Below are 15212 nucleotides of genomic sequence, written 5' to 3' on the forward strand. Positions count from 1 at the left end.
ACCTACTTTATTTTCTTGGTTTTTTTGGTGGACGACAACCATTATGAGGGATTGGTGTCACATCATTTAAATCTTTGATTTCAAAACCTACTGCTTGTAAACTACGAATTGATGGTTCTCTTCCTGGTCCTGTTCCATTAACAAAAACACTTAAAATTTTAACTCCGTGTTCCATAGCAGTTTTACCTGCAGCTTCAGCTGCTAACTGTGCTGAGTGAGGAGTTGATTTACGAGTTCCTTTGAAACCTACTGCTCCAGCACTTGATCAAGCAATAACATTACCATTAAGATCAGTAATAGTAACAATAGTATTATTAAAACTTGCTTTAATAAATGCTTTTGCTTTAATAAAATTAGGATTAACTTTAATTTTTTTCTTTACTGTTGTTTTTATATTCATTATTTTTTTCCTCCTAATTAACTTGCTTTTTTCTTGTTAGCAACCGTTTTACGTGGTCCCTTGCAAGTTCTTGCATTAGTTTTTGTTGATTGTCCTCTGGCTGGTAATCCTTTACGATGACGAATACCACGATAACATCCAATTTCCATTAATCTTTTAATGTTTAAAGACACTTCACGTCTTAGTTCACCTTCAGTTTTATATTTCTTTTCAATTAATTGACTAATTGAACTTAATTCTTTTTCTGTTAATTCATTAATTTTTTTAGTTTCTTCAATTTTTAGTTCTTTTAATATTTCTGAAGATTTGCTGCGACCAATTCCATAAATTCTTGTTAAACCAATTACTGTATGTTGATTACCAGGAATATTTACTTGCGCAATTCTTCGACTTGCATTGTTAGTATTTGATGTCATATTTATTTTTCCTCCTTAATATTTCTATCCTTGACGTTGCTTATGTTTATGATTTTCACAAATGATTACATTACGTTTTTTACGTTTGATTGGTTGACATTTGTCACAAATTTTTTTAACTGATGCTTGTACTTTCATCATTTTCCTCCTGTTAAAATATTAGTTTTCTTTGTTTTCATCATCTTTATTTATCGGTAAATGTGTAGTAGCCATTCTGTTACGAAAAGTAATTCGTCCTTCAGTTAAATTATAAGTTGATAATTCAACTTTTACATGATCACCTTTGATAATTTTAATTTTATGTGTTTGCATACGACCCGATGGTCTTACAATAGGAGTAAAGTCATATTCATTCAACTTTACTTTAAATCTAGCATTAGGTAAGACTTCTATTACTATACCTTCACATTCAATAGTACTATCATTAGTTTTTTTTACTTTTTGAACTTTGGGTTTAACTACTTGTTTTGGTTTAGCCATTAATTACATTCCTCATTATTTTTTTGATTTTCATTAAGTATTGTTAGTACTTCACATCCATCATTAGTTACTAGGATAGTGTGTTCAAAGTGAGCAGTTTGTTGTTTATCAGCAGCAACTACTGTTCACTTATCACTTAAAACCAGAATTTTATCAGTTGTTGTTTGAACCATTGGTTCAATACAAATTGTCATTCCTGACTGCAATTTTATTCCGGTGTTGGGCTTACCAACATTAGGAATAGCTGGGTCTTCGTGGAGTTTTTTACCAATACCATGCCCAGTATATGATGTTGGTAAATAAAAGCCTTCGCTTTCTACATAAGTTTGAATGGTGTTACTAATATCACCAATTCTAACTCCTGGTGCAATAATTGCTATTGCTTTATTTAATGACTCTTTAGTCACATTAATAAGTTTTGCTTGTTCTGGTGTTGGTTTACCACCAACACACATTGTAAAGGCAGCATCTGCATGATAACCATTAACAGCAGCACCAGCATCAATTTTCACAATATCATTCATTTTAAAAGGTTTATCATTAGGAATGCCGTGAATTAATTGTTCATTAACTGAAACACAAATCGTGGCAGGAAAACCATGATAATTTAAAAAAGAAGGTATAGCATTATTTTCTTTAATAATTTGTGCTGCCACTTTATCAAGCATTTTACCAGTTATTCCAACTTTTATTATCTTTGCTAACTCTTTATGAATAAGTGCTACAACTTGACTAGCGGCTTTGATATTTTGAATTTCACTTTGACTTTTAATGCTAACCATTATTTTTATTTCCTTTTAATGATGATAAATATGATTTAATTTGTTTTTTAATATCACTATTATCTTGGTTGGCATCCACCGTTCTTAACAGTCCACGTTCTTGATAAGAATCTACCAATAGTGCCGTTGCTACTTTGTAAGTTTTTAAACGATTGATAATTGTCTTTTCATCACTATCATCAATTCGTTTAATTAATTTTACCCCATCATTATCACAAATACCAGTAATCTTTGGTGGTAGGAAATTAAGATTATAAATTGCTTTACATTGAGGACAAGTAACTCTTGAAGACAAACGTTTAATAACTGTTTCTTCATTAATATCTAGATACAATACCATTGAAAGCGTTTCATTAAAACTTGTTAATACTTTATCTAATGATGCTACTTGTGAAATTGTTCTTGGATAACCATCAAGAATAAAATTATGTTTAATATCTTTTAAAGTATTACTAATAATCTCGTTTGTAATCTCATCAGGAACATATTGACCCTTATTAACATAAGTTTGAGCTTTTTTACCTACTGGTGATTGTTTTGTGATTTCATCACGAAACAAATCACCAGTTGATAAATGCATTAAATTATATTGTTCTTTCAGAAACTGTGACTGTGTCCCTTTCCCTGATCCTGGTGGACCTAAAATAATTAAATTCATCGTTACCCCCTAAGACCATAAGTGTTCTTTAACATCTTTGTTTTCCTTATAATTTAAGAATGAATGTTGAGTAATTCGTCCCTTAATTTGTTTTGTTGTATCTAGTGCTACTCCAACCATAATTATTAATCCAGTTCCACCAACTGCTAATGAAGAAGGTAGATTAGTAAATTTAGAAATTAAAAATGGGGTTACTGCAACAGCAGTTAAGAAAAAGGAACCAATTGTACTTAAACGATTTAACATTCTTTTAATATAAATTTCTGTTTCCTTCCCTGGCTGAACGCCAGGAATATAAGTTCCTGATTTTTGAAAATTCTTAGCCATTTGTTCGGGATTAATTTGCACTTGTGCATATAAAAAGGTAAACATAATCGTCATTATAGCAAAAATACTAATTCCCGGCCACGACTGTAAAGATAAATAATTTCTAGCAAAATTAGCAAAACCACTATTTTGATCAACAATTTGCGCCACTGTCATTGGAGCAGTAATTAGTGCCGAAGAAAAAATAACAGGAATTACTCCAGCTGAGTTAACTTTTAAAGGTAAATAAGAACTTTTATCACCCTTTAAAGTTAAACCACTACCAGTTTGTTGAATTGGTAAGTGTCGCTCTGATTCACTAAAGAATACAACAACAAGAATAATCAGTAGGAAGGCTGCAAAATAAAGAGAAAATTTTAAAGCCCCTTGAAAAATAACACCATTATTAGTATCTGGTCCTACTCAATACTTAAAAGTTGAAGCTAAGTTAAATGGTAAATTAGCAGCAATTCCACCAAAAATAATTAGTGAAATTCCATTACCAATACCACGATTAGTAATCTGATCAGCCATTCATAATGATAACATTGTCCCTGCTAGTAAAATAGCTGGAATCAATACATAATAGAAAACTTCTGGTCCAGCTGCTCCCGATCCCGAACTTCAATCAACACTAATAATATTTTGAGATTGTAAACCAAAGATTGTGGCAAAACCTTGCATAATAGCAAAGGGGACAGTTAATACTCGATTCATTAACTCTAATTTTTTCTTACCTTTTTCTCCTGATTTAGCTCATCTTGTTAAAGTAGGGACAACATCAGTTGATAATAACTGCACAATAATTGATGCAGTAATGTAAGGTGACACTCCAAGTGCAAAAACAGAAAATCTGCTAATAGCACCACCACCTAACATTGAAATTAAATTAAAGAATTCAATACCAGTACTATTACTGCTACTTAAATCTTCATTCAAAGTTACTCCTGGAACTGTAATAAATGCTCCAACACGAAAGATAAATAAAATAAAAATGGTAAATAAAATTCTAATTATAACTTCTTTATACTTTTTTATTAATTCACGGGTTGTTGTGAACACTTAGATCACCTGCGCTTTTCCTCCGGCTTGTTCAATAGCAGTAATTGCTGATTTTGAAAATTTATGAGCTTTAATTGTTTTTGGTGTTGTTAATTTACCTTTACCAAGAACTTTAATACCATCTTTTTTACTTCTAATCAATTTTAATTGAAATAAAAGTTCAGGTGTTATTTCATGCTCTTTAATTAAATCAATTTGTTCTAAGTTAATAATACTATAATTGGTTGTAGTAAAGTTAGTAAACCCTCGTTTTGAAATACGACGATATAGTGGTGTTTGTCCTCCTTCAAATCCGGGTCTTGTTCCACCACCGGTACGGGCATTTTGTCCTTTTGTCCCTTTACCAGCCGTTTTACCTTTTCCAGATGAAGTTCCTCTACCTAAACGTTTAATGTCTTTACGAGAACCTGGTGTTGGTTTTAAGTTATGTAATGTTGTTTCCATAATCCACCTCTAACCATTACTACGCTTAGTAGTAAGATTTTTATTTTTTATAAAATATTCTGCTGGTTTAACATTGCCAAGACCTGCAATTGTTGCTCTAGCTAAATTAATTTTATTTCTAGATCTAAATGCTTTTGAATAAATATTATGAATACCAGCTAATTCTAAAATATCACGAGCAGATCCACCAGCTTTAATTCCGATTCCTTCTTTAGCTGGTTTTAATAAAATTTCACTTCCACAATATTTACCTTTAACTTCATGAACAATAGAATTACTGTTTTTAGTTATCGTAATTGTTGTTAAATTTTTGTGAGCAGCTTCAATTGCCTTTTTAATTGCATCAGGAACTTCATTGGCTTTAGATATACCAAAACCAACTACTCCTTTACCATTACCAATAGCAACAGCAGCAGAGAAACGCAATCTTCTTCCCCCAGTTGTTACTTTGTTAATTTTTCTGATTCAAATCACTTTTTCAATAAATTCACTTGGAGTTTTTGGTTTACGTTCAAAATTTTTACGTGGTTCACGAACTTTATTTTCTTTTTTATCGTGGCTATTTCTTGGTTGTGATGAATTAGTATGTCTAATTTTATTTTCATTACCAGTAGGATTTTTTACTTCTGCTTTAACAGAAGGTTTTGCTACTGATTTTTGAACTTCAGTATTTTCTTTATCATCAATAATTGTTTTTTTATTTTCTAAACTCATACTTTTAATTCTCCTTTTTTAGAATTCTAATCCAGCACTACGCGCTGCTTCTGCGAATGCTTTCACTTTACCATGATATAAATATCCACCACGATCAAAAACCACTTTTTTAATTTTTTTCTTAATAGCTAAATTAGCAATTGTTTCTCCAAGTTTAGTAGCAGCATCTATATTGCTTTTTGATGCTAAATCTTTAAATGTTAATGTTGATACACCAATAATTGTATTTGAAGCAGTATCGTCAATAATTTGAGCATAAAAACTATTATTAGATTTAAAGATATTTAAGCGTGGTCTTTCACTAGTACCCATAATTTTACTACGAATACGATAATGACGAACTTTACGAGCTTGTTGTTTATTAATCATTTTCTATTCTCCTTAAGTGCCAGTATAAGATTATTTACCTTTACCAGCAGCTTTTCCTTCCTTACGACGAATGTGTTCATTTTTATATTTAATTCCTTTACCTTTATATGGTTCTGGTTTACGGAATTTACGAATTTTCGCTGCAACTTCTCCAATTAATTGTTTATCAATACCACTAATTTGTAATACTGTTGGTTTAGGAGCAACAATGGTAATTCCTTGCGGAATTTCAAACTTAATAGGATGAGAATATCCTAATGTTAAATTTAAGATATTAGCTTGGACAGCAGCACGATATCCAACACCATTTATTTCTAATTCTTTCATGAAACCTGTTGATACACCAACTAACATTCCATTAATTAATGAATTAGTTGTTCCGTGAAGTTGTTTATTTTTTTTGTTATCATCAGGTCTTGTTGTAGTAATTGTTTTTTTCTCTTCATCAACGTTAATTTTAATAACATTTGGTAATAGTTTTTTTAAAGAACCTTTTGCTCCTGTAACAGTTAACAAGTTACTTGCATCTAGCGTTATTGAAGTATTTACTGGAATGGTAAGGATACGGTTACCAATACGTGACATATAGTTTCCTCCTTATCATACATAAGCAAGAACTTCGCCACCAAGACCAAGTTTTTTTGCTTGTTTATTTGTCATAATACCTTTTGATGTAGAAATGATTGCAATTCCATAACCATTTAACACACTTGGTAAGTCTTCACATTTTGCATACATTCTTAATCCTGGTTTAGATATTCTTTTTAAACCAAGAATTGGACTTTTACCAGTATGAACTAATAAAAGTTCTAATTTAGGTTTGCTAGGATTTTCTTTAGTAACACGATATTTTTCAATATAACCATTTTTTTGCAAGATATCGGCTATCTTAACTAGTTGTTTTGAAGAAGGTACACTAACTACTCGATGTTTACTGCTATCCGCAGCGCTAATAGCATTACGAATAACTGTTAAAATATTACTTATTGGATCTGTCATCATAATTATATACCTCCTATCATGATGCTTTTCTAATACCAGGAATTTGTCCTTGGTATACTAAACCGCGAAAACAAATACGGCATAACATAAATTTACGAATAACCGCATGAGGACGGCCACACTTTTGACAGCGTGTATATGCTTGCGTACTAAACTTTGATTTACGGGCTTGTCTTACTTTTAATGAAGTTTTTGCCATCTTATGCCACCTGCTTTCCTTGTTTTTTAAACGGTAATCCTATTTTTTTTAATAACAATAATGCTGTTGCATTATTTGATGTTGTGGTAATAATTGAGATTTCCATACCACGAACTTTATCTACTTCTTCATAATTAATTTCAGGAAAAATAATTTGTTCTTTAATACCAACAGTGTAATTACCATTTTGATCAAATGCTTTAACTGATAAACCTTGAAAATCACGAATTCTTGGTAAAGAAATTGAGATAAATTTATCAAGGAAATCATACATTTTTTCGCCACGTAATGTAACTTTACAACCAATTGGCATTCCCGCTCTTAATTTAAAGCCGGCAATTGATTTTTTCGCTTTAGTGATAATTGGTTTTTGACCAGTAATTTTTGATAATTCAGATACTGATTTATCAATGGCTTTTGGATTACTACTTGCATCTCCAACACCAATATTAATAACAACTTTTTCAATTTTGGGTACTTGCATTATTGATGTAAAATTTAATTCTTTTTGCAATTGGGGAATAATAGTTTTATTATATTTTTCTTGTAAACGATTCATTTTTATGCTGTTACTCCTTTATTATCGTAATTCTGTTTCAGATCTTCGTGCAATACGAACTTTTTTGCCATCTTTATCAATTTTGTACCCAATTTTTGTTACTTTTTTATCTTTTTTACCATCAAGGATCATTACATTAGAAATGTGAACACTAGTTTTTACTTCCACAATTCCACCTTCTTGATCATTTTGAGTAGTTTTTTTATTTTTCTTAGCAGTAATACCTTCAATAATAACACGATTTTTTTCACGAAGTACTTGGATAATTGGTCCGGTATGACCTTTATGCTTTCCTGCAATGATTTTAATTTGGTCGCCTCTTTTTAATTTAGTATCAAGACTAATAACTGGTTTCTTTTTGCTTGCCATTTATTTCATCCTCCTAAACAATTTCTTCTGCTAAAGAAGCAATTTTATTATAACCACGCTCTTTAACTTCACGAGCCAAGACACCAAATACTCTAGTACCACGTGGCGTTTTATCTTCTTTAATAATTACTACTGCATTATCATCAAATTTTACACAAGAACCATCATTACGTTTTACACCAAATTTACTACGTACGACAACTGCTTTAACAACTTGTCCTTTTTTCATTGCACTATTAGGTGTTACTGATTTTGCTGAACAAACAACAATATCACCAATTTTAGCAAATTTTTTAGTACTACCACCCAAAACTCTAATAACCATAACTTCTTTAATACCAGTGTTATCAGCCACATTGGCTCACGATAGATTTTGTAACATCTTTCTTATCCTCCTTGTTAATTAAGCTTTTTTATTTGTTTTAGATTCAATAATCTTTAACAAACGGAAGCGTTTTAGAGCTGAAAGTGGACGAGTTGAAATGATTTCAACCTTGTCACCAATTTTAGCTTGGTTAGTTTCATCATGGGCATGATACTTTTTAGTTGACTTAAAACTTTTATGGTACATTGGATGTCGTTTTGAAGTTTCAACAACAACAGTAATTGTTTTATCATTTTTGTCAGAACTTACAATTCCAACAAAAGTTTTACGTTGTTTGTTTGGAATAATATTTGTCATTATTCTTTGTCCTCCTTAGCTGGTGTTACAGTTTTCTTAACTGTAGGTTTTTTAGATGGTTTTTCTACTTTAGTAGCAGTAACTTTTTTAACTTCTTTGTTTGATGATTTTGCTTTAGTTGTTTTTTCAGTAACTTCTTTTTTAGCAATTTTATCTGATTCTTTAATAACTTCTGATTTAGTTATTGTTTTAACTTTAATATCTTTTTTATCATCAACTTTAGCAACTTTTTTAGTTTTTTTGCTTTCTTTATTTTCTTCTGGTAATACCATTTTATTAATATGTAATGTTTTGATTTTTTCACCATTATTAATTCTGATAGTTAATTCAGTTTTAATACGAGCAATATCCTTACGAAGATTATTTATCATATGCGGAGTTTCTAGTTTACCTAACGAACTTTGAATTCGTAAAGCAAACAATTGTGCACGAAGAGTTTCTTCGTCTTGTTGTAATTCTAAAGTTGATTTATTTTTAATTACTTGCATTTCCATTTGCTTCACCCAATTCTGTTGTTAAATTTTTAGCAACCTTTACTTCTTCTGTTGGTTTTATTTCTCTAGTAACAATTTTACATTTGATTGGCAACTTGTGCATTGCAAGACGCAATGCTTCAAGTGCTGTTGCTTCATTAGGATATGATACTTCAAACATAACTGTTTTTGCTTTTACTACTGAGACTCAATGATCAATTGAACCTTTTCCTGAACCCATACGTACTTCCGCTGGTTTTCTAGTAATTGGTAAATGTGGAAAGATTCTAATTCAAACTTTTCCACCACGTTTCATGTAACGTGTCATTGCTACTCTGGCTGCTTCAATTTGTCTTTCAGTAATGTAAGAACCTTCTTCAGCACGAAGTCCGTAAGTTCCAAAAGCAACTGTTTTACAACCTTTTGCAGTTCCTTCATAACTTAAACGGTGGACGCAAGAGTGTTTATATCTCTTAGGTATAGCCATCTTACTTTACCTCCTTACGTGGTTGTTGTGGGTAATTATTTCGGCGATTGTTATTATTTCTTTGATTATATTTTGAAATAATTTCAGGTTGAGTTGAGTCAGTTCCTGATAAAATTTCACCTTTATATACTCAAACTTTAATACCAATTTGACCAAAAGTTGTTTTTGCCTCAGCAGTAGCATAATCAATATTACTACGTAATGTTGCTAGAGGAACACTACTTTCTGAATAACCTTCAACACGTGCCATATCCGCTTCACCAAGTCTTCCTGAAACACGAGTTTTAATTCCCTTTGCTCCAGCACGAAGTGCTTTACGAATTGCTAATTTTTGTGTTGTACGATGTGACATACGATTGCTTATTTGTTGTGCTAATGTATTAGCAATTGTTTGCGCATCAATATCAGTATTTTTAATTTCAACAACATTAATTCTAATACCTATTTTACGATTTTTAATTGTTTTACGAATTAATGTTGTTAATACTTCAATGTTTGAACCGCCTTGCCCTAAAACTGAACCAACACGAACACAGTGGATAAATAAGGTAATTTGTGATTTAGTTCTTTCGATTTCAATTTTAGAAACACCAGAAGTTTTTAAATGCGCAAATAGTGCTTTTCTAATTTTGTGGTCTTCTAAAATTCATTTTGCTAAATCTTCATTACTAGTTGCATATCAACGTGATTGTCAATCTTTATTGATACCATATCTTAATCCATTTGGACTAACTTTGTGACCCATATTACTTATTTACCTCCTAATTATCGCTAACCACGATAGTGATTTTGCTTGTTCTTTTTAAGATTTGATATGCTCTACCATGAGCACGGGGCATAAATCTTTTCATAGTTGGACCTTCATTTACAAATATTTCCTTAATACGTAATTTGTTGGCTTCCATTCCATAGTTATTAGCAGCATTAGCAACTGCTGAATTAATTAATTTTATAATTGGCTGTGCTGCGCGTTTTTTTTCATGAGCTAGAATTACTAGAGCTTTGGCAACAGCATTATCACGAACTAAATCGGCTACTAAACGCACTTTTCTTGGACTAATGCGTAATTTATCTAAATGAGCTTTTGCTTCCATAATTTCTATCTCCTAACGCTTTTTCTTGTCAGAACCGTGACCACCAAACTTACGTGTGGGTGCGAATTCTCCTAATTTATGACCAACCATATCTTCTGTTACATATACAGGTAAATGTGTTTTGCCATTATGTACACCGAATGTATGTCCAACAAATTGTGGGAAAATTGTTGAACGACGAGATCAAGTTTGAATAATTTTTTTTGATTTATTTTTATTTTGAGTTTCCACTTTGTTTAATAAATGACTATCAGCAAAGGGTCCTTTTTTTAAAGATCTTGACATATATTACTTTCCTCCTACTTTGTTGCATTTCTTCTTCGTACAATTAATTTATTTGATGCTTTTTTACTATCACGAGTTTTTAAACCTAATGCTTTTTTACCTCATGGTGTTACTGGAGCTTTTCTTCCGATTGGGGCTTTACCTTCTCCTCCACCATGTGGGTGATCATTTTGGTTCATAACACTACCACGAACAGTAGGTCTAATTCCTTTTCAACGATTTCTTCCTGCTTTACCAATATTTACTAAGTTATGATCATCATTTCCAACTGTACCAATTGTAGCTCGACAATTACTTAATACTTTTCTAACTTCACCTGATGTTAATTTTAATAATGTATACTTAGCTGTTTCATCACGACCAAGAATTTGAACACTACCACCAGCACTTCGTGCCATTTGTCCACCTTTACCTGGTTTTAATTCAACATTATGAACAACTGTTCCTTGTGGAATCTGTGATAATGGTAAACAGTTACCAACAGTAATATCAATTTTAACAGTATCAGTTTTTTCACCACTTAATAACTTATCTCCTACTTTGATTCCTTTTGGTGCTAAGATATAACGCTTTTCACCATCAAGATAAGAAATAAGACAAATGTTAGCATTACGATTTGGATCATATTCAATTGTTTTAACTGTTCCAACTACATTGTCTTTGTTACGTTTAAAATCAATAATACGGTATTTAACCTTATGACCATTACCTTGATGCCTTACTGTAATTTTACCTTGATTATTTCTACCAGCTTGTTTAACTAAATTTACTAATAAAGATTTTTCAGGGCTATTACCAATAGTTAAGTTCTGTTTGTAATCCAGAACGGTCATATTACGTCTTCCTGCAGTAGTGGGATTAATTTTTCTAATTGCCATTGTTTTTTTCTCCTTCCAATCTCATTAGCTTTGTTCTTCAGAACTAAACAAACTTAATTGTTCACCAGGAGCTAATTTAATAAGAGCTTTTTTTACTGCCGATGTTTTTCCAACAAATCTACCAACAGTTTTAGTTTTTGGTTTACTATTAATAATATTAACGTCTGCTACTTTAACTTCAAAAATCTGTTCAAAGGCTTTTTTAACGTGACTTTTATTAGCTTTACGGTTAACAGTAAATGTATAGATACCTTCAGCCATTTGTTTATAAGTTTTCTCAGTTAATACTGGTTTTACTATAACTTCACTTAAATGCATATTAAATTAAAGCCTCCTCAACGATTTTAATTGCCTCAGTAGTAAACAATACTTTTTTAGCATTTAATAAATCGTAAATATTAATACTATTAGCAGCGATTGTTGTTGTTCTAGGTAAATTGCGACCTGATTTAATAACTGTTTCTTTATTGCTTATTCCTGAAACAATTAGTGTTTTATTGTTTGCTAATTCTAAAACTTTTAAAGTTTCTACCATAATTTTAGTTGAAGGTTTTTCAAAGTTTAATTCATCAATTACAACTATGTTTTTATTTTGGAATTTGGCAGCCAATGCTGATTTTATTGCCAATCTTCTTACTTTTTTTGGTAATCCAATTAAATAATTACGATCAGTATTTGGTCCAAAAACAATCCCCCCACCTTTTCATTGTGGTGAACGAATTGAGCCTTGACGCGCATTACCTGTTCCTTTTTGTTTTCATGGTTTTCTACCACCGCCAGCAACTTCAGCACGACTTTTAACAGCGTGTGTTCCTTGACGTTTTGTAGCATTATAACTTAATAAACTATCAAACTGCGCTTGCTTGTGGGGTTCAATTCCTCAAATTTTTTCGTTTAAAGTTAATTCGCTAACTTTTGTTCCAGCGTTGTTAACAACATTAATTTTCATTTTGCTATCCTCCATAATTAACTTTATTGACCATCAGTAACTTCGGTTGTAGTATTTTGATTTCTAACAACTAATGATACTGGGGTTTTGAGAATTGGTTTTTTAACTGCTTGTTTAATAACAAGAAAGCCTTGTTTTGGCCCTGGAACTGAACCTTTTACTAAAAGATAATTATTTTCTTTATCTACTTTAATAACTTCTAAGTTAGCAACACTACGTTTAACATTTCCCATTTGCCCTGGCATTGGTTGTGATTTAAACACACGGTTAGCATTAATAGAACCTGTTGAACCCATTTGACGATGTAAACCTGATCCATGACCCATTGGACCACGTGATTGATTATGACGTTTAATGCGTCCTGTAAATCCTTTACCTTTAGAAGTTCCTTGAACATCAACGAATTCACCTGCTGTGAATACGTCAGCAACATTAATAAGATCTTTATGATTAAATCCGTTCATGTTACGAATTTCTTTCACGAAGCGCTTAGGTTGACTGTCGGCTTTTTTAAAGTGTCCGATTGTTGGTTTGTTTGATAAAGTAACACGAAGATCGAACGTTGCAAGTTGTAAACTACTATATTTGTCTTTTACATTTGTTTTAACTTGACTTACTACATTTGGTTGTACTTCGATAATTGTTACTGGAACTAGTTGTCCGTTGTTTAAGAAAACTTGTGACATTCCTAGTTTCTTACCTAAGATTCCTTTCATAATTTCCTCCTTGGAATATGTTGTAAATAATTAATATTTATCGATTTTAATAATTTTTTTTATTAATCTTTTTTGATACTTGATTTAAAGTTGATTTTTTTTCATCTTTAGATTCGATTATCAAAGAGATACTAACACTATTAGGGATAGTAAGTCCACTTAGAGCATTTAAAGATTTTGGTGATAATTGAGCACCAATAATTCTTTTGTGAGTTCTCTTTTCAAATTGTTCACGTGAATCTTTATGTTTATGCGGTGAACGAAGAATAGTGAAAATTTCTTTATGAGTTGGTAATGGAATTGGACCTACCACTTCAGCACCTTCTTTTTTTAACACATCTTTAATTTTCTGTGCTATTTGGTCAATAGCTGAATGATCATAACTTTCTAAACGAATTTTTACTTTGTCTCCTATGATTGCCATTGGCTATATCCTCCTTAGAACGATTTTTAATAAAATAAAGAACAAAACATGTGATATAATGACAACTGATATCAGTGTATCAGCATTTATACATAACAATCACGCCTTGTAAGTATAACATAGTGTAATGGTAAAAGGGAATAGCAAAATACAAAAAAAACAAAAAAAATAATGGGTTTTTTGCTCATAATCTTTTAACTATTAATTTAGTTGTAAAAAATAAAGATTTTTATTAAAAAAATAATAAAATACCATTATTTTTTTATTATTTTCTTACTTTAAAAAAGTAAAAGGTAATATATAATTGCTGAATTATACTTGTAAGTGCAAGTAAATAAAATTGCAAAAAAATTCTCATATAAAAATTTCATAATGCTAAATTTATTTTATAAAAAAAGTAAGGAGTTTTTATATGAGTTATAAACATCTTGGCGTAGATGAAAGAATTTATATTGAGAATCAATTGAAATTTAAAGTTAAAATTAGTGAAATAGCTAAAAATCTTAATCGAAATATTAGTACTATTATTCGAGAAATTAATAGAAATCAAGATAATAGTAATTATTTTTCATTGATTGCACAAAATAAAGCTGAAAATAGAAAACAATCACATATTTTTTTTCATAAGTTTAAAAATAAAGATTTAGTAAAATATGTGCAACAAAAACTATTATTAGGCTGATCACCTGAACAAATTTATGGCAGAATTAAAAATTTTCATAAACAATGAGTTATTAGTTTTAAAACAATTTACAATTGAATTTATTCTGGATTGCTTGATCAAGTTACTAGTAAAAATTTAAGAAGAAAAGGCAAAAAACGCAAATCTCAAGAAAATCGTGGCAAATTCAATAGCAAATCAATTAAAGAAAGAGATCTTAATATTAATGATCGTATAACACTTGGTCATTGAGAAGGAGATACTATAGTATCATCACGAGGCAAAAGTAAAAAATGTTTAATAACTTTAGTTGAAAGAGTATCACGATTTACTTTAGCAATATTAGTTAAAAACAGAACTACTAAAGTTATTAACAAAAATATTAGCCATTATTTATCAATTCTTCCTAAAAATATTGTTAAAACCATTACTTTTGATCGTGGTAAAGAATTTTCAAATTGACAACAACTTGAAAAAAATTTAGATGTGAAAATTTATTTTGCAAATCCATATTCACCTTGACAAAGAGGTACTAATGAAAATACTAATGGTTTAATTAGAGAAAAATTTCCTAAAAAATTTAATTTTTCAAAAACTTGTAAAAATGAAGTTCATAAATTTATATTGTCTTTAAACCAAAGACCAAGAAAAATACTAAATTATCTTTCACCGATAGAATATTTGGATAGAAAAATAATTTAGTTGCACTTACCTTTACAATTTAGCAATTATAATATTTCACAAAATTTATTTAAATAAAAATATTACATGATATAAATATAATAATGAAATTCTTTTAGCAA

The 15212-nt window shown here is 30.5% G+C and carries 27 protein-coding genes and 1 pseudogene; 1 reads left to right on the forward strand and 27 read right to left on the reverse strand.

Features of this window, described 5'->3' with window-relative positions; all coding sequences use genetic code 4:
• Window positions 1-7: 7 nt before the first annotated feature.
• The 27 genes and pseudogenes from rpsK to rpsJ form a co-directional block, all read right to left on the reverse strand.
• Entirely contained in the window at window positions 8-400 is a 393-nt protein-coding gene (gene rpsK, locus AACL02_RS11600) for a 30S ribosomal protein S11 (protein ID WP_252319229.1), read from the reverse strand.
• A gap of 17 nt (window positions 401-417) precedes the next feature.
• Entirely contained in the window at window positions 418-816 is a 399-nt protein-coding gene (gene rpsM, locus AACL02_RS11605; protein ID WP_174480910.1) for a 30S ribosomal protein S13, read from the reverse strand.
• Window positions 817-840: 24 nt separating this feature from the next.
• Entirely contained in the window at window positions 841-954 is a 114-nt protein-coding gene (gene rpmJ, locus AACL02_RS11610) for a 50S ribosomal protein L36 (RefSeq protein WP_339041719.1), read from the reverse strand.
• 21 nt (window positions 955-975) lie between these two features.
• Entirely contained in the window at window positions 976-1296 is a 321-nt protein-coding gene (infA, locus tag AACL02_RS12565) for a translation initiation factor IF-1 (protein ID WP_348774424.1), read from the reverse strand.
• Window positions 1296-2078, reverse strand: coding sequence for a type I methionyl aminopeptidase (map, locus tag AACL02_RS11620; RefSeq protein WP_338975787.1), 783 nt, complete (start codon window positions 2076-2078; stop codon window positions 1296-1298). Before map ends, infA begins: the two co-directional genes overlap by 1 nt.
• Window positions 2071-2736, reverse strand: coding sequence for an adenylate kinase (locus AACL02_RS11625; RefSeq protein ID WP_339041721.1), 666 nt, complete (start codon window positions 2734-2736; stop codon window positions 2071-2073). The genes map and AACL02_RS11625 overlap by 8 nt, the downstream gene beginning before the upstream one ends.
• Window positions 2737-2745: 9 nt before the next feature.
• Complete coding sequence (secY, locus tag AACL02_RS11630; protein WP_339041723.1) at window positions 2746-4104, reverse strand: preprotein translocase subunit SecY; 1359 nt, start codon at window positions 4102-4104, stop codon at window positions 2746-2748.
• Window positions 4105-4548: a 50S ribosomal protein L15 gene (gene rplO / locus AACL02_RS11635; protein WP_174480916.1), complete on the reverse strand. Its 444-nt coding sequence runs from the start codon at window positions 4546-4548 to the stop codon at window positions 4105-4107.
• A 9-nt stretch (window positions 4549-4557) separates the two neighbouring features.
• Window positions 4558-5262, reverse strand: a complete 705-nt coding sequence (gene rpsE, locus AACL02_RS11640; protein ID WP_339041726.1) for a 30S ribosomal protein S5 — start codon at window positions 5260-5262, stop codon at window positions 4558-4560.
• 18 nt (window positions 5263-5280) lie between these two features.
• Window positions 5281-5631: a 50S ribosomal protein L18 gene (gene rplR / locus AACL02_RS11645; RefSeq protein ID WP_174480918.1), complete on the reverse strand. Its 351-nt coding sequence runs from the start codon at window positions 5629-5631 to the stop codon at window positions 5281-5283.
• A gap of 30 nt (window positions 5632-5661) precedes the next feature.
• On the reverse strand, window positions 5662-6216 hold the full coding sequence (gene rplF, locus AACL02_RS11650; protein ID WP_252319239.1) for a 50S ribosomal protein L6: 555 nt from the start codon (window positions 6214-6216) through the stop codon (window positions 5662-5664).
• 12 nt (window positions 6217-6228) lie between these two features.
• Window positions 6229-6633, reverse strand: coding sequence for a 30S ribosomal protein S8 (rpsH, locus tag AACL02_RS11655; RefSeq protein ID WP_174480920.1), 405 nt, complete (start codon window positions 6631-6633; stop codon window positions 6229-6231).
• Window positions 6634-6646: 13 nt separating this feature from the next.
• Window positions 6647-6832 carry a type Z 30S ribosomal protein S14 gene (locus tag AACL02_RS11660; RefSeq protein ID WP_174480921.1) on the reverse strand — a complete coding sequence of 62 codons (186 nt, stop codon included), beginning with the start codon at window positions 6830-6832 and terminating at the stop codon, window positions 6647-6649.
• Window position 6833: 1 nt separating this feature from the next.
• Window positions 6834-7391: a 50S ribosomal protein L5 gene (gene rplE / locus AACL02_RS11665; protein ID WP_174480922.1), complete on the reverse strand. Its 558-nt coding sequence runs from the start codon at window positions 7389-7391 to the stop codon at window positions 6834-6836.
• 21 nt (window positions 7392-7412) lie between these two features.
• A complete protein-coding gene (gene rplX, locus AACL02_RS11670; RefSeq protein WP_339041728.1) occupies window positions 7413-7760 on the reverse strand; it encodes a 50S ribosomal protein L24 in 348 nt (115 codons plus the stop codon).
• A 13-nt stretch (window positions 7761-7773) separates the two neighbouring features.
• Window positions 7774-8142 (reverse strand): 50S ribosomal protein L14, encoded by a 369-nt coding sequence (rplN, locus tag AACL02_RS11675; protein ID WP_174480924.1) that lies wholly within the window; start codon window positions 8140-8142, stop codon window positions 7774-7776.
• Between the two features lie 21 nt (window positions 8143-8163).
• A complete protein-coding gene (gene rpsQ / locus AACL02_RS11680) occupies window positions 8164-8442 on the reverse strand; it encodes a 30S ribosomal protein S17 (protein ID WP_252319243.1) in 279 nt (92 codons plus the stop codon).
• Entirely contained in the window at window positions 8442-8930 is a 489-nt protein-coding gene (rpmC, locus tag AACL02_RS11685; RefSeq protein WP_339041731.1) for a 50S ribosomal protein L29, read from the reverse strand. Before rpmC ends, rpsQ begins: the two co-directional genes overlap by 1 nt.
• Complete coding sequence (rplP, locus tag AACL02_RS11690; RefSeq protein ID WP_339041733.1) at window positions 8917-9402, reverse strand: 50S ribosomal protein L16; 486 nt, start codon at window positions 9400-9402, stop codon at window positions 8917-8919. Before rplP ends, rpmC begins: the two co-directional genes overlap by 14 nt.
• A gap of 1 nt (window position 9403) precedes the next feature.
• Window positions 9404-10147, reverse strand: a complete 744-nt coding sequence (gene rpsC, locus AACL02_RS11695; RefSeq protein WP_339041735.1) for a 30S ribosomal protein S3 — start codon at window positions 10145-10147, stop codon at window positions 9404-9406.
• Window positions 10148-10163: 16 nt separating this feature from the next.
• Window positions 10164-10496, reverse strand: coding sequence for a 50S ribosomal protein L22 (gene rplV / locus AACL02_RS11700; protein WP_174480929.1), 333 nt, complete (start codon window positions 10494-10496; stop codon window positions 10164-10166).
• A 12-nt stretch (window positions 10497-10508) separates the two neighbouring features.
• Window positions 10509-10781: a 30S ribosomal protein S19 gene (gene rpsS, locus AACL02_RS11705; protein ID WP_174480930.1), complete on the reverse strand. Its 273-nt coding sequence runs from the start codon at window positions 10779-10781 to the stop codon at window positions 10509-10511.
• A 14-nt stretch (window positions 10782-10795) separates the two neighbouring features.
• The gene (gene rplB / locus AACL02_RS11710) at window positions 10796-11659 is read right to left on the reverse strand and encodes a 50S ribosomal protein L2 (RefSeq protein ID WP_339041737.1); all 864 of its coding nucleotides are present in this window, start codon (window positions 11657-11659) and stop codon (window positions 10796-10798) included.
• Between the two features lie 24 nt (window positions 11660-11683).
• Window positions 11684-11977, reverse strand: coding sequence for a 50S ribosomal protein L23 (gene rplW / locus AACL02_RS11715; protein ID WP_252319250.1), 294 nt, complete (start codon window positions 11975-11977; stop codon window positions 11684-11686).
• A gap of 1 nt (window position 11978) precedes the next feature.
• Window positions 11979-12608 carry a 50S ribosomal protein L4 gene (gene rplD / locus AACL02_RS11720; RefSeq protein ID WP_339041740.1) on the reverse strand — a complete coding sequence of 210 codons (630 nt, stop codon included), beginning with the start codon at window positions 12606-12608 and terminating at the stop codon, window positions 11979-11981.
• 23 nt (window positions 12609-12631) lie between these two features.
• Window positions 12632-13324: a 50S ribosomal protein L3 gene (gene rplC, locus AACL02_RS11725; protein WP_174480934.1), complete on the reverse strand. Its 693-nt coding sequence runs from the start codon at window positions 13322-13324 to the stop codon at window positions 12632-12634.
• Between the two features lie 115 nt (window positions 13325-13439).
• Window positions 13440-13742: pseudogene (gene rpsJ, locus AACL02_RS11730) on the reverse strand (30S ribosomal protein S10); the annotation flags it as partial.
• A gap of 418 nt (window positions 13743-14160) precedes the next feature.
• Here rpsJ and AACL02_RS11735 point away from each other — a divergent pair.
• Window positions 14161-15111 (forward strand): IS30 family transposase, encoded by a 951-nt coding sequence (locus AACL02_RS11735; RefSeq protein ID WP_339040235.1) that lies wholly within the window; start codon window positions 14161-14163, stop codon window positions 15109-15111.
• Window positions 15112-15212 lie beyond the last annotated feature (101 nt).

Origin of the sequence: Spiroplasma endosymbiont of Apeira syringaria (assembly GCF_964020205.1) — a bacterium.
In the GTDB taxonomy this organism is placed as follows: Bacteria; Bacillota_I; Bacilli_A; order Mycoplasmatales; family VBWQ01; genus Spiroplasma_E; species Spiroplasma_E ixodetis_A.